We start from the raw sequence: 13,767 nt of genomic DNA, 5'->3' as shown, positions 1-13,767 counted from the left end.
GCTGAGGCCGCGCGCCCCGCCCGCCCGCCGCCGCTGAGGCCGTGCGCGCCCGCAGGACGCGGCCTCAGCAGCGCGGACTCACGGATTCGCGGGCTCATGACAGGAGTCATGCATTGGAACAGATACTGCTCTTCGCCCTGCTCGGCCTCGGCCAGGGGGCACTGATCGCCGGCATCGCGCTCGGCGTGGTGGTCACCTACCGGGGCTCGGGCATCATCAACCTGTCCACCGGCGCGGTCGCCATGGCCTCGGCCTATGCCTTCTGGGCCCTGACCACCGGTTTCTTCGGGGTCACGCTGCCCGTAGGGCCCGCTCTCGCCGGTGCCCTCGCCGTCGCGCTCGCCGTCGGAGTGCTCACGGAGGTGGCGGTCTTCAAGCCGCTGCGCACCGTCTCGCCCCTGGCCAAACTCGCGGCCTCCCTCGGCATCCTGCTCACCCTGCAGGCAACCGTGCTCCTCGTCTTCGGAGTTCAGCCGCAGCAGGCACCGAGCATCCTTCCGGCCGGCACCGTCACCGTGCTGGGCGTCACCACACCCTCCGACCGCTTCGTCCTGACCGGACTGGTCATCGTGATCGCCCTGGTCCTCGGGTCCCTGTACCGGTGGAGTCGCTTCGGCCTGGCCACCCGCGCGGCCTCGGAGAACGAACAGGCCGCTCTCCTGGCAGGCCTGTCACCCAACAGCGTCTCGATGGCCAACACACTCCTGGCCGCCCTGGTCGCCGGGCTGCTCGGTGTCCTGGCCGCGCCCATCGTCCAGGTCGACTCCATGACGCTGCCCCTTCAGGTGGTCCCGGCCCTGGCCGCCGCCCTCTTCGCCGGGTTCACCTCGCTGTGGATCGCCTGTGCCACGGGCATCCTCATCGGAGTGCTCCAGTCGGTCGTCTACTACCTGTCCACGCAGAGCTGGTTCCCCACCGACAACGGCAACGCCATGCCCGGCCTCCAACAGCTCCTCGTCTTCGCCCTGATGGTCGTCGCCCTGTACGTGCGGGGCGCCGGTCTGCCACGCCGCGGTGAACTCGTCGAACAGCGGCTGCCCGCGGTGCCCCTGCCCGAGCGGCTGCTACGTCCCGCCCTGATGGCCACCGCGGTCGGCGCCGCCGCACTGATCGTGCTCCCGTTCGACTTCCGCCAGGCACTCACGAACTCGTTGATCGGCATGGTCATCGTCCTGTCCTACGTCGTCATCACCGGCTACGTGGGACAGATCTCCGTGATGCAGCTCGCGCTCTCGGGAACGGCGGGCTTCGTCCTCTCCCACCTCTCGGTCCGGCTGGGGATCCCGTTCCCGTTCTCCGCCCTCGGCGCGATGGTGCTGGCCACCCTGCTCGGAGTGGCCGCGGGCGTCTCCGCCCTGCGGGTGCGGGGTGTGAGCCTGGCCGTCGTCACCCTGGCCGCGGCCCTGGCCATGGAACAGGCGCTGTTCAACAACACCTCGTTCGGCGGAACGGCCGGGGTGTCCGTACCCCCGCCGCGCCTGTTCGGGATCGACCTCGGACCGAAAGCGGACTTCCGCGGCCTGGACGGCAACGAACCCAGCCCCATGTTCGGCTTCCTCGTTCTGGCCGTCACCGTCGCCCTCGGACTGTACGTCGCCCATCTCAGACGCACCGGACTCGGCCGGCGGATGCTCGCCGTCCGCTCCAACGAACGCGCCGCCGCGGCAGCCGGTGTCGACGTGCGGGCCGTGAAGATCGCCGCGTTCACGATCAGCTCCTTCATCGCCAGCGCCGCCGGCACCCTCTACGGCTACAACTTCGGCTCGGTCAGCGCCGCCCGGTTCACCGCGCTGGCCGCACTCGGCCTGATCGGTTTCGCCTACATCGGCGGCATCACCATGGTGTCCGGAGCCGTGATCGCGGGGCTGATGTCCACCGAGGCGCTGCTGCCGCACGCGCTGGACAAGTGGTTCGGGATCAAGGGGACCTGGGCCCTGCTCTTCGGCGGCGTCTCCCTGATCGTGACGCTGATCGCCAACCCCGACGGCATCGCGGGCGCCGCCCATCGCCGGAAGAGGGCGGCACGCGCCGCGGCCACGACAGGACCACCGACGGCCGGCGCGTCCACCGCCGGTTCCCCCGAGGTCCACCTCGACCGTACCTCTGCCGACGCCAAGGAGGTCGCACCGTGAACGTGCTCTCTGTCCAGCAGTTGGGCGTCAGCTACGGCGGCGTCCACGCGCTCAGCGATGTCTCCCTGGAGGTCGGCGAGGGCCAACTCGTAGGGCTCATCGGCCCCAACGGGGCCGGCAAGACCACCTTCGTGGACGCGGTCACCGGCCTCGTCGCCGCCCGGGGACGGGTGGAACTGGACGGCAAGGACCTGACCGGACGGCCGCCCCATGTACGCGCCCGCCGAGGACTCGCCCGCACCTTCCAGAGCAGCGAACTCTTCGAGGACCTCACGGTCGCGGAGAACCTCCAGGTCACGGCGGACCCTTCGACGTGGTGGACCGCGCTCGGCGAGACCTTCGGACGCCGCCCGGCCTCGAACCCCGCTGTCCCTCAGGCCCTCGCGGCCCTGGGACTCGAGGACCTGGCCGACGCCTCGGCACACGAACTGTCCCAGGGCAGACGCAAACTCGTCGGTGTGGCACGGGCCTTGGCAGCCCGGCCCCGCATCATCTGTCTCGACGAACCCGCGGCCGGCCTGGACACGACGGAGAGCGCCGAACTGGGACGCCGACTGCGCGCGGTCGCCGACGCCGGCACCGCGCTGCTCCTCATCGACCACGACATGAACCTCGTGATGGGCATCTGCGACCACGTCGTCGTCCTGGAGTTCGGCAAGGTGATCGCCTCCGGGACACCGGCACAGGTCCGAACCGACCCCGCCGTCGTCACCGCCTACCTCGGGGCGTCCACCGCCCAGCCCGCCACCGCGTCCGGCACGTCGACCGCCGGCTCCGCCACGTCCCTCACCAGCACCCCGGAGACACCATGAGCACCCCAGTCCTGGAGGTGGCCGGCCTCACCGCCGGGTACGACGGAGCCCCCGTCGTCCGCGGGATCGACCTCGAAGTGGGCGCGGGAGAGGTCGTCGCCCTCCTCGGGGCCAACGGCGCGGGGAAGACCACCACGCTCAAGGCCGTCTCGGCGCTGCTGCGCCCCCTGGCCGGCACGATCACCTTCAACGGAACGGACCTCGGCAGGATCCCGGCAGCCACCCGGGCCCGCCTCGGCATCGCCCACGTTCCGGAAGGACGAGGCATCTTCTCCGGCCTCACGGTGGCGGAACACCTGCGCCTCGGTCACCGGGGAGAGCGCCTCGACCATGCGGCCGCCCAGCGTTACTTCCCCGCCCTGTCCCGCCTCCAGGACCGCAAGGCGGGGCTGCTCTCCGGCGGCGAGCAGCAGATGCTCGCCATGGGACGGGCCCTGGCCCGCGGCCCCAGGCTGCTCCTGCTCGACGAGCTCAGCCTCGGCCTGGCACCCATCATCGTCGAGGAGTTGCTGCCCATCGTCAGGCGCTATGCCGATGACACCGGCTGCGGGGTGCTGCTCGTCGAACAGCACGTCGGCCTCGCCCTCGACATCGCCGACCGCGGCTACGTCCTCTCCCACGGCGAGATCACCGCGCACGCCACCGCCCGGGAACTCCGGGCCGACCAGTCGCGGATCATCGCCGGCTACCTCGGCGAGCAGCACACCTGACCCGGCCGTACCCAAGAGAAGGAGTCCGATGTTCACCTTCGACAGCGAAGACGGCGTCCAGATCCACGTGCACGGATGGAAACCGGACGCCCCACCGCGCGCCGTCGTGCAGATCGCCCACGGCATGGGCGAGCACGCCGCCCGCTACGCCCCACTCGCGGCAGCACTGACCGCTCAGGGCTACGCCGTCTACGCCAACGATCACCGCGGACACGGGCTGAGCAGGCACGCCGAGCCCGGTCACCTCGGGGACGACGGCTGGAATCGCCTCGTGGGCGACATGGTCACCCTGTCGAAGACCATCCGCGAGCGGCACCCCGGCCTGCCGCTGGTGCTGCTCGGACACAGCCTGGGTTCCTTCGCCTCGCAGCAGTACGTCCTTGACCACGCCCACCTGATCGACGCACTCGCCCTGGCCGGCACCACCGCGGTCGACGCCATGCTCGCGGCCCAGGCGCAGGCCGCCGCGGAGGGAGGAGACCCGCTGCTCGCGCTCAACGAGGCGTTCCAGCCCAGCCGCACGCCGTTCGACTGGCTCAGCCGGGACGAACCGGCCGTCGACGCCTACCTCGCCGACCCCCTGTGCGGCTTCAGCCTCGACGCTCAGGGCATGGCCGACATCACCCTCGCCTCGGCGTCCCTCGCCCGGCCCCAGGGCATCCCGGCGGATCTGCCCGTCTGCGTCCTGGTCGGCGATCACGACCCGCTGAACGCCGACCTGTCCCTCAGCAACCTGCTGGTCGAACGCTACGGCGAGGCCGGCCTCACCGAGGTGACCTATCTCATCTATCCGGGGGCGCGCCACGAGTTGTTCCACGAGACCAACAGCCAGGAGATCGTCAGCGACCTGCTGGCCTGGCTGAACCTCGCCCTGGCCCCTTCGACTTCGCGCACTGCGGCAGGGCTGGACGAGCACAGCTGCCAAGTGTCAGGTCCAGGGCTCCACGAGGACGAAGGAGCGGCTGGCCCGGTACGCGGCCGTGCCGTCGGAAGGGTCGAGCCACAGCTGGAGGTTGTCCCGGTGGCGGAGGTAGCGGCCGGGGTAGTTGTAGGACTCCAGGGAGACCGAACCGGCTGTCGAACCCGAACGGGGGCAGAAGGTGGCGTCCTTCCGGAAGATGGCGGATCCGTCGTCGGTGTCCAGCCTGATGCGGAAGGCGTAGTGCCGCAGATACCTGCCCGTGGCGTCCCTGAGTGAGGAGCAGCGGGGGTCGGCCAGGCCGGGCACGAAGGTGAAGGTGGCCGCCTGCCGGGTGGCAGCGGAGCTGGTGGCGCCGACCGGGCCCAGGACGCCCCGTCGGCCGGACTGGCTCACATAGCCACCGGGGTTGTCGACCGACCGCAGGGCATGGCGTCCCGCGAACCGCGTCTCAGCGGTCGTCGCCGGGGCCGACGTCGGTGTCGATGTTGGTGTCGATGGCGATGACGGTGTCGATGTCGGTGTCCGTGAGGCGGACGTTCTCGGAGACGGCGGCGCGGACGGGGCGGCGGGCGAGTGCGGGGCCGCGACGGCGGGCCGCGGGGCCGGCTCGTGCGGTCCCGTGGCCGTGTACCAGGCCACTCCGGCAGCCGCGAGCGTGACGGCACCCGCTGCTGCCGTCGCCACGGGCTTGGCGGCGAGCCGGCCGATCGTCCGCGCCGTACGGCTTCCACCGCTCACCGTACGCGTGCCCGCGCCGACGGTCGCCTCGGCCGAGCCCGCCCCCAGCACCCTGGCGAGCACCAGGCCGGCCAGGCCGACCGGCACCGGCACCAGCGCGAGGCCGGCCAGCAGCCCCTCCGCCGGTATCAGGTCGGACGAGCTCGACAGGCACCGCGGACAGTCGCGGACATGGCGTGCCAGCCGCTTGCGCCACAGCCCGGACGGCCGCCCGTCCCACGAGGCGAGCACGGCGGCCAGGTCCGGACAGCGCGGCGAGGCCGTCACGGCTCGGACGACGGTGCGCGCCGTCTCCAGCCGTTCCTTGACCCGCTGGACCCGGACCGCGGCGTGCTGCGGTGTGAGACCGCAGGCCTCCGAGAGCTCGCCGCGGGTCAGTTCACCGACGCTCTCCATCCACCACAGCGCGAGTACCTCGCGTTCCTCCTCCTCCAGCCAGCGGGTCGCCTCCACCGCTTCACGCCGCTGGCCCGACAGCGCGAGCCGAAGGATCGTCAGGTCGGAGAAGTCGGCCCGCGGGTCCGACTCGTGGGCGTTCTCCTCCAGGGGTTCCGCGGTGAGCGGGGTACGCCCTCTGCGCCACCGGTCACGGATCTGTCGCACGGTGATGGCGACGAGCCAGGACCGGAACCGATCCGGTTGCTTCAGTCCGGGCAACCCGTCCAGGACCCGCATCATCGTCTCCTGGACCACGTCGTCGACGTCGCTGTGCCCGTCCAGCGCCCGCCCGACGATGTTGTAGACCAACGGCATACAGTCCCGTACCAGCTGTTCCGTGGCCTGCCGGTTGCCCGCCCGCGCCGCCGTGACGACGGCGGCGTCCGGCCGCTCCTGCCTGTCCTGCGAGCGCACCCCGTCCCACCTGTCCCGTCGTCCTGCCGATGTGCCGAGGCGCCAGTGTGCCAGGAGTGAATCCGGAGGGTTTCGCGTGGGTCGCTTCTCAGGTGCCGGCGGCGTCAACTCGGCTTCAGCACCACCGCCTGGCCGCCGGAGGGGGCCATGGCCATGCTGAGCACGGTCGCCGAGGTGATCCGGGTGCTGACCACGACGGGCGTCTGGTAGGCGGAGGTGCCGGGCGTGCCGTCGGCGTAGACCGTCGCCGTCCAGTTGCCGCCGCCGAGGAAGGACAGCGGGAGCGACAGCGTCCGGGCCGACTCGTTGGTCATCGCGCCCAGGTACCAGGTGGTGCCCTTGCGGCGGGCGACCGCGATGTGCTGGCCGATCGAGCCGGTGAGGGTGTGGCTCTCGTCCCAGGTGGTGGGGATGGCGTCGAACCACGGCAGTCCGGGCCAGTTGGCGGTGTTGGAGAACTTCGACGGGGAGTCGTACCAGTAGATGAAGTTGAGCGGCTGGTAGTAGGCCGCCGCCATCGCCATCTGGTGCGCGTTGGTCGTCTTGTCGCGCGACTGCCCGTAGCAGATGGTGTAGTCCATCGGGCCGCCGACGTTGCGGGCGAAGGGCAGCGTGACGTTGTGGCTCGCCGTCGGGAACTGCTCGTTGCCGCGTACGCCCTCCATGCTGACCCAGTTCGGGTAGGTGCGCTCGAAGCCGAACGGGCGGACGTCGTCGTGCATGTCGATCAGCAGGTTGTACGTGGCCGCCGTCTTCGCCCAGGCGATGATCTGGTTCGTCATCGCCTGGGTGCCGTCGTTGATGAAGCCGAGTTTGACGCCCGCGACACCCCAGCTCTTGTAGAGGCTGAACAAGCCGTCGACATCGGCCATCGCCATGGGGTTGATGTAGAGCAGCAGGCCGACGCCCTTGTCGGCGGCGTAGGAGAGGACCCTGGGCAGGTCGATCTCGGGGATGGACCTGGTGGCGTCGGTGGTGCCGCGCTCGGGGCCGTACCACCCGGAGTCGTACTCGATGTACTGCATCCCGCGGGCGACGGCGAAGTCGACGCCGGCCAGTCCGGCGGCGGTGGTGAGCTGGCAGCGGAAGACCTTGCCGGGCTTGATCCACGAGGTGTCGGTCAGCACGTTGGCGGGCGCGAGGTTGAGCACCAGCTCGGCGTTGTCGACCAGTTCGGCGTGGTGGGAGCCGGTCACCACCGCGCGCCAGGGGGTGGCGAACGGAGTGGTCACCGTGGAGGTCGTCTGGACCGGCCCGCTCCCGCGGGCGGTGTGCTCCATCAGATAGGTGGCCAGCGTGTTCGGCTGCCCGGACACCGAGCTCAGCATCAGGCGGGGGAAGTTGACCCGGGACGACTCGCAGATGCAGGCGATCAGCCCGCCGCTCGCGTACGTCGCGGTCAGCGGCAGGTCGGTCAGCGGGCCGTTGTCGGTGCCGGAGGTTCCGGTGACCGGGATCGAGCCCGGGGCGACCGGGTTGTACGCGGCCTCGTCCCGGGCGCTGTGGACGAGCGTGCTGTCGGGGAAGACGAACGTCGTCAGCTCGTCGGCGATGGTGGCGGTGCCCTTGTCGAGCAGCACGTACCGGAAGGCGACACCGCTGGGGTAGGCGCGGATCTGGACGCTGAAGTTGATGAGGGTGGCGGTGTCCCGGAGGTTCCAGCGCATCTCCTGGTACCAGTCGCGAACGGTCGCGTTGCGGCCGTAGGTCGGCGTCCAGGTCTTGTCGGTGGTCCAGTGCTGGTAGTTGGTGATGACCGTGCCGCTACGGCCGAGCATCGTCCCGTCGCTCAGCTTCAGGCCGAGGGCCGAGCTGTTCACGACGGTCGCGCCCCTGCGCTTGGCCGACCAGCTCAGAGCGCCGCCGGTCGGGGACATCGTGATCGTGGTGCTGCCGTCGGGGGCCGTCGCGGTGACGGAGGTGTCCGCCGCCGCGGCCGTACCCGTCGTACCGATGCCGACCGCGGCCGAACCGGCGGCGACGGCCGCGCCCTTGAGTAGTCCTCGGCGGGACACCGAAGGCGATGGAAGCTGCATGGCTGTATGCCTCTCCGTTGAGTGACCAGCAATGCGGCGAGGAAACCAACCCAACACAACTGCACAGTAACGAGACCGCGGTGAGTGTCGACGGAACGAACGTCAGCGGCTTCTACCTCCAGCTCAGCGGCGTCACCCACAGGTTCGCCTTCACCCGGCGCGCCTCGGACAGCACCACCGCCGCCGAGACCCGCGCCGACGCCACCTCCGCCCCCGCCACCGGCACCTGGTACCACCTGGTGGGCGTGGACGACGTCGCCGCCGGACAACTGCGCCTGTACGTCAACGGGCTGCTGCAGTCCACCGTCGCCCACACCGGGAACTGGAAGGCCACCGGCACCACCGCCATCGGCCGAGGGCGCTTCGGCGGCAGGCCGGTGGACTTCCTCAACGGCGCGGTCGACGAAGTGCAGCTCTTCGACCACGCCCTCACCGGCTCCGAGGTCGCGGCGCTGTCCGGCGGCAGCGGCGGCACCCTGAACGTGGACGTCGCCCACCCCGCGCACAGCGTGCCCTCGACGTTCTTCGGCGTGATGACCGAGGACATCAACCACTCCGGTGAGGGCGGCCTGTACCCCGAGCTGATCCAGAACCGCTCCATGATGGCGAGCACCACCTCCCCCACCGGCTGGTCCGCCGTCGGCGGCTCCGCCATCGCCCTGGACGCCGACAACCCCCTCAACACCGCTCTCACCCGGTCGCTCAGACTGACCATCAACAACGCGTCCGGCTCCGCCCGGGCCGGTGTGGCCAACGGCGGCTTCTGGGGCATCCCGGTCCGCCCGAATCAGAAATACACCGCCTCGCTGTTCGCCAAGGCGAGCCCCGGCTTCACCGGCCCGCTCACCGTCGACGTCGAGAGCACCGGCGGCACCGTCCACGCCTCGGGCACCATCACCGGACTGACCACCTCCTGGAAGCAGTTCACCGTCAGCCTCACCGCCTCCGCCGACGCCCCCACCACCGCCACCAACCGGTTCGTCGTCTCCGCCACCAGCGGCGCCGGCTCCACCGTCTGGCTGGACAACGTCTCCCTCTTCCCGCCGACCTACAAGGACCGTGCCAACGGTCTGCGTCCCGACCTGATGGAGAAGATCGCGGGCCTCAAGCCCTCCTTCATCCGCGAGCCGGGCGGCAACTACCTCGAGGGGAGGACCCTGGCCACCCGGTTCAACTGGAAGGACACCATCGGTCCCGTCTGGACCCGCCCCGGCCACCAGAACGACGCCTGGGGCTACTGGTCCACGGACGGCCTCGGCCTGCTGGAGTACCTCGAATGGGCCGAGGACATCGGCGCCGAGCCGGTCCTGGCCGTCTACGCCGGCTACCACCTCAACGGCACCCACGTGGCGCTGTCGGACCTCGGACCGTATGTGCAGGACGCGCTGGACGAGATCGAGTACGCCACCGGCTCCACCAGCACCACCTGGGGTGCCCGGCGCGCCGCCGACGGCCACCCGGCTCCGTTCGACGTCAAGTATGTCGAGATCGGCAACGAGGACTTCTTCGACAAGTCGGGCAGCTACGACGGCGACAACGGCCGCTTCGCCCAGTTCTACGACGCCATCAAGGCCAAGTACCCGTCGATCAAGCTCATTTCCACCGCCAGGGTGACGGCCCGCACCGCCGACATCCAGGACGATCACTACTACCGGAACGCCGAGTGGATGAACAGCCACTCCTCGTTCTACGACAACACCTCCCGCACCTCCCCGACGAAGATCATGGTCGGGGAGTGGGCGACCAGAGAGGGCAGCCCGACTCCGAACCTGAACGCCGCCCTCGGTGACGCCTCCTGGCTCGCCGGGATGCTGCGCAACTCCGACGTGGTGACCCACGAGGCCTACGCCCCGCTGCTGGTCAACGTCAACGACCCCACGTGGACCCCGAACCTGATCGGCTTCAACGCCCTGACCAGCTACAACTCACCGGCCTACTACGTCCAGAAGATGATGGCCGACGCCCACGGCAACCAGGTGCTGCCCGCTTCCTACGCCGGCACCAGCACCGTCAACACCGTGGTCACCAAGGACTCCGCCACCGGAAAGATCTACGTCACGCTGGTCAACCCCTCCTCCGCCGCGCAGATCGTGAACGTCAACCTCTCCGGCGCGGGCACCCTGCCCTCCACCGGCACGGCCACCACGCTCAGCTCCGCAAGCCCCACCGACACCAACACCATCGGCGACCCCGACAGGATCACCCCGACCACCACGTCGATCAGCGGTGTGAGCGCGGCCTTCGCCCGCACCGTCCCGGCCTACTCGGTCACCGTCCTCACCCTCGGCTGACCCTCGGCCGACCTACGGCGGGCCGCACCAGACATCTCTGTGCGGCCCGCCCTGCCCTTTCCGTTATGCGCGACACGCCGGTGCGTCTCCTGTGTGTACGACTCCCGCGCACCACCGTTCGTGACTTGTCTCTTGACACTCACTCTTACCCACCTCTAACTTTTCGCCGAATTCACGAACAATGTCCGGCATTTCGAACCATACGCGTACTCGCCGGATGCCTTTCGCCTGTCCCGGCACCCGCAGAAAGACGGGAAACGCACATGCGCACGCTTCTCTCGCGGCTGGCGGCGATACTGGTCGCCGCCTGTCTGCTCTTCACCTCTCAATCCCTGGCCGCACCCGAGCGGGCGGCCGCCGCCGAACCGGGCTATCTGATGACGCACTTCATCGGGGAGGGCTCGAACGGCCAGCAGATCTACTTCTCGTACAGCACGGACGGCCTGAACTGGTCCGAGCTCAACGGCGGCGGAATAGCCCTTCGCTCCACGGTCGGTACGAAGGGTGTGCGCGACCCCGCACTGGTGCGGTCCCCTGACGGTGAGAAGTACTGGATCATCGCGACCGACCTGTGCATCAGCTGCGGGCAGAACTGGGAGGCCGCCGTGTTCAACGGCAGCCGCAACCTCGTGGTGTGGGAGTCGACCGACCTGATCAACTGGTCGGAGCCGTGGCTGCTCAACGTCGCCGGCGCGATCCCCGACGCGCGCAACGCCTGGGCGCCCGAGGCGGTGTGGGACCCCGAGACCAACGACTACGTCCTGTACTGGGCGACGAACGTGCCCCTCAACGGCAAGGCGAAGCACCGCATCTACTACGCCCGCACCAGCGACTTCCGCACCATCACCACCCCGCAGATCTACATCGACCGCCCCGGTGCCCAGGAGATCATCGACACCCAGATCGTCGAGGTGCCGGCCGGTGTCGGCAACTACCGCTACGTGCGGGCCTCCGGTGACGGCCAGATCACCCTCGAGGGCAGCAACTCGATCCTCGGGACGTGGACCAACCTCGGCAACCTCTCCGGCATCGGGCTGACCGGCGCCCAGGTCGAGGGCCCGATGTGGATGAAGTTCCGCGACCGCAACGAGTGGGCCCTCTACCTCGACCAGTACGCCTCCGGCCGCGGGTACATGCCGGTCACCACGACCAACCCGTCCGTCCCCGGCAGCTACCAGCTGCCGGCGGCGGGCAGCTACAACATGGGCGTCAACAAGAAGCGTCACGGCTCGATCCTGGACCTCACCGCCGCCGAGGAGACCCGCGTCCTCGCCCGCTGGAGCGACACCCCGGCCAAGCGTCTCCAGTCGTTCAACTTCCAGGACCGGTACGTGCGGCACGCCAACTTCGACGTGCGCATCGACCAGAACATCACCGGCCCCGACGCCCAGTTCCGGCTGCGGCCCGGCCTGGCCGGCACCGGCACCGTCTCCTTCGAGTCGGTGAACTACCGCGGCTACTTCCTGCGGCACGCCAACAACGACTTCCAGCTGGTCCGCAATGACGGCACCGCCCAGTTCGCAGCGGACGCCACCTTCCGCCAGGTCGCCGGCCTCGCCGACTCCACCTGGTCCTCCTTCCAGTCCTACAACCACCCGGACCGGTACATCCGCCACTACGCCTACTACCTGAAGCTCGACCCGATCACCACCGCGACAGGACGCGCCGACGCCACCTTCCGCGTGACGAACTGACCCGACACCGACGGGGACGCCGGCGCCTCCTGCAGAGCGCCGGCGTCCCCTTCCCATGCCCGGAAGGAAGTACCGTGATCCGTCGCCATCTCAGGTCGTGGCTGGCCGGCGCCGTGGCCCTGCTCACCGCGCTGGTCTGCGCACAGGGCCCCGCGTCCGCGGTGGACGGCCGCCCCTATACGAACCCGCTCAAGTCGGTGAAGGGCGCCGATCCCTGGCTGGAGTACTACGACGGCAACTACTACCTCGTCACGACGACGTTCACCGGCGTCCTGGGCATGCGCAAGTCGCCCACCCTCGCCGGCCTCGCCACCGCCCCCAGCGTCCAGATCTGGTCGGACACCACCCCCACCCGCAACTCCAACATCTGGGCCCCGGAGATCCACTTCTCCGACGGCCACTGGTACCTGTACTACTCCGCCGGGCAGAGCGGCACCCCGTGCTGCGGGGCGAACGGCACCCAGCGCACACACGTCCTGGAGAGCGCCGGCACGGACCCGATGGGCCCCTACACGTACAAGTCGATGATCACGGGTGCCAACCTCTACCCGACCAACTGGCTGATCGACGCGAGCGTCCTGCGGGTGAACGGTCAGAGTTACCTGGTCGGCAGCGGCAGAACGAACAGCAGCACGCCACCCGGCCTGGTCATCGCCCAGATGACCAACCCGTACACCGTCAGCGGGAACTGGACGGTCATCTCCACGCCGACCCTCAGCTGGGAGACCCACAAGGCAGCCATCAACGAAGGCCCGGAGGCGCTGCAGCGTGACGGACGCACCTTCCTCATCTACGCCGCGAGCGCCTGCGACACCCCCGACTACCAGCTCGGCCAGCTGGAACTGACCGGCAGCGACCCGCTGAACCCCGCCGCGTGGACGAAGAAGCCGACACCGGTCTTCAGCCGCGACGACGCGGCGAGCGTCTACGGCCCAGGGCACAACGGCTTCTTCACCTCTCCCGACGGCACCGAGAACTGGATCGTCTACCACGCCAACGACTCCACCACCGACCGCTGCGGCAACGAACGCACCACCAGGGCCCAGAAGTTCACCTGGAACGCCGACGGCACACCGGACTTCGGCACCCCCGTGGCCCTCGGCACCACCCTGCCGGGCCCCTCCGGAGAGACGGCGGCCACCCCGACCGCGTACACGCTCGTGAACCGCAACAGCGGCAAGTGCCTGGACGTCGCGGGCGCCAACACCGCCGACGGCACCAACATCATCCAGTGGACCTGCGACGGCGGCGCCAACCAGAAGTGGCGGATCGAGGACCTGGGCAACGACACCAACCGGCTGGTCAACGTCTCGACCGGCAAGGTCATGGACACCGCCAACTGCGGGACGGCCGACGGCACCGACATCCGGCAGTGGTCCTGGCTGAACAACAACTGCCAGAAGTTCCGCCTGGTGTACACGGCCACGGGTGACTACGTACGGATCATGAACGAGAACAGCGGCAAGGTCGCCGACGTCGCGAACTGCGGCACCGCCAACGGAACCGATGTCCGCCAGTGGACCTGGCTGAACAACAACTGCCAGCAGTGGCGGATCGTGCCCACCACCTGACTGCCGTCA

General features: G+C 69.6%; 8 protein-coding genes and 1 pseudogene. 7 read left to right on the top strand and 2 right to left on the bottom strand.

All coding sequences use genetic code 11. The annotated features are described in order from the left end of the window. The first annotated feature begins 113 nt into the window (after nucleotides 1-113). The 4 genes and pseudogenes from AOK23_RS19130 to AOK23_RS45200 form a co-directional block, all read left to right on the top strand. Nucleotides 114-2,132 (top strand): branched-chain amino acid ABC transporter permease, encoded by a 2,019-nt coding sequence (locus AOK23_RS19130; protein ID WP_055713911.1) that lies wholly within the window; start codon nucleotides 114-116, stop codon nucleotides 2,130-2,132. Then, on the top strand, nucleotides 2,129-2,944 hold the full coding sequence (locus AOK23_RS19125) for an ABC transporter ATP-binding protein (protein ID WP_055713910.1): 816 nt from the start codon (nucleotides 2,129-2,131) through the stop codon (nucleotides 2,942-2,944). The genes AOK23_RS19130 and AOK23_RS19125 overlap by 4 nt, the downstream gene beginning before the upstream one ends. Then, nucleotides 2,941-3,654, top strand: coding sequence for an ABC transporter ATP-binding protein (locus AOK23_RS19120; protein WP_055713909.1), 714 nt, complete (start codon nucleotides 2,941-2,943; stop codon nucleotides 3,652-3,654). The genes AOK23_RS19125 and AOK23_RS19120 overlap by 4 nt, the downstream gene beginning before the upstream one ends. A 28-nt stretch (nucleotides 3,655-3,682) precedes the next feature. Next, nucleotides 3,683-4,468, top strand: a pseudogene (locus AOK23_RS45200) (alpha/beta fold hydrolase); the annotation flags it as partial. A 114-nt stretch (nucleotides 4,469-4,582) separates the two neighbouring features. Here the strand turns inward: AOK23_RS45200 and AOK23_RS19110 are convergent. Continuing rightward, nucleotides 4,583-6,166 carry a sigma-70 family RNA polymerase sigma factor gene (locus AOK23_RS19110; protein ID WP_055713907.1) on the bottom strand — a complete coding sequence of 528 codons (1,584 nt, stop codon included), beginning with the start codon at nucleotides 6,164-6,166 and terminating at the stop codon, nucleotides 4,583-4,585. 104 nt (nucleotides 6,167-6,270) lie between these two features. Next, nucleotides 6,271-8,181, bottom strand: coding sequence for a glycoside hydrolase family 97 protein (locus tag AOK23_RS19105; protein ID WP_240496453.1), 1,911 nt, complete (start codon nucleotides 8,179-8,181; stop codon nucleotides 6,271-6,273). Nucleotides 8,182-8,189: 8 nt separating this feature from the next. Between AOK23_RS19105 and AOK23_RS19100 the strand changes: the two genes are divergently transcribed. The 3 genes from AOK23_RS19100 (at nucleotide 8,190) to AOK23_RS19090 (ending at nucleotide 13,758) form a co-directional block, all read left to right on the top strand. Next, on the top strand, nucleotides 8,190-10,493 hold the full coding sequence (locus AOK23_RS19100) for an alpha-L-arabinofuranosidase C-terminal domain-containing protein (protein ID WP_079049563.1): 2,304 nt from the start codon (nucleotides 8,190-8,192) through the stop codon (nucleotides 10,491-10,493). Between the two features lie 263 nt (nucleotides 10,494-10,756). Further along, nucleotides 10,757-12,187, top strand: a complete 1,431-nt coding sequence (locus AOK23_RS19095; RefSeq protein ID WP_055713905.1) for a glycoside hydrolase family 43 protein — start codon at nucleotides 10,757-10,759, stop codon at nucleotides 12,185-12,187. 74 nt (nucleotides 12,188-12,261) lie between these two features. Then, entirely contained in the window at nucleotides 12,262-13,758 is a 1,497-nt protein-coding gene (locus AOK23_RS19090) for a family 43 glycosylhydrolase (protein WP_079049562.1), read from the top strand. The last annotated feature ends 9 nt before the right edge of the window (nucleotides 13,759-13,767 follow it).

It is taken from the genome of Streptomyces torulosus, from assembly GCF_001419765.1.
Lineage (GTDB): Bacteria > Actinomycetota > Actinomycetes > Streptomycetales > Streptomycetaceae > Streptomyces > Streptomyces torulosus.
Note: the sequence above shows the minus strand (reverse complement) of the source record. Positions and strands in the feature narration are given on the sequence as shown.

Bases quoted from the DNA above. Each gene is read 5' to 3' on its own strand.
- AOK23_RS19100 (WP_079049563.1), top strand. From the start codon at position 8,190: ATGGAAGCTGCATGGCTGTATGCCTCTCCGTTGAGTGACCAGCAATGC.
- AOK23_RS19120 (WP_055713909.1), top strand. From the start codon at position 2,941: ATGAGCACCCCAGTCCTGGAGGTGGCCGGCCTCACCGCCGGGTACGAC.
- AOK23_RS19095 (WP_055713905.1), top strand. From the start codon at position 10,757: ATGCGCACGCTTCTCTCGCGGCTGGCGGCGATACTGGTCGCCGCCTGT.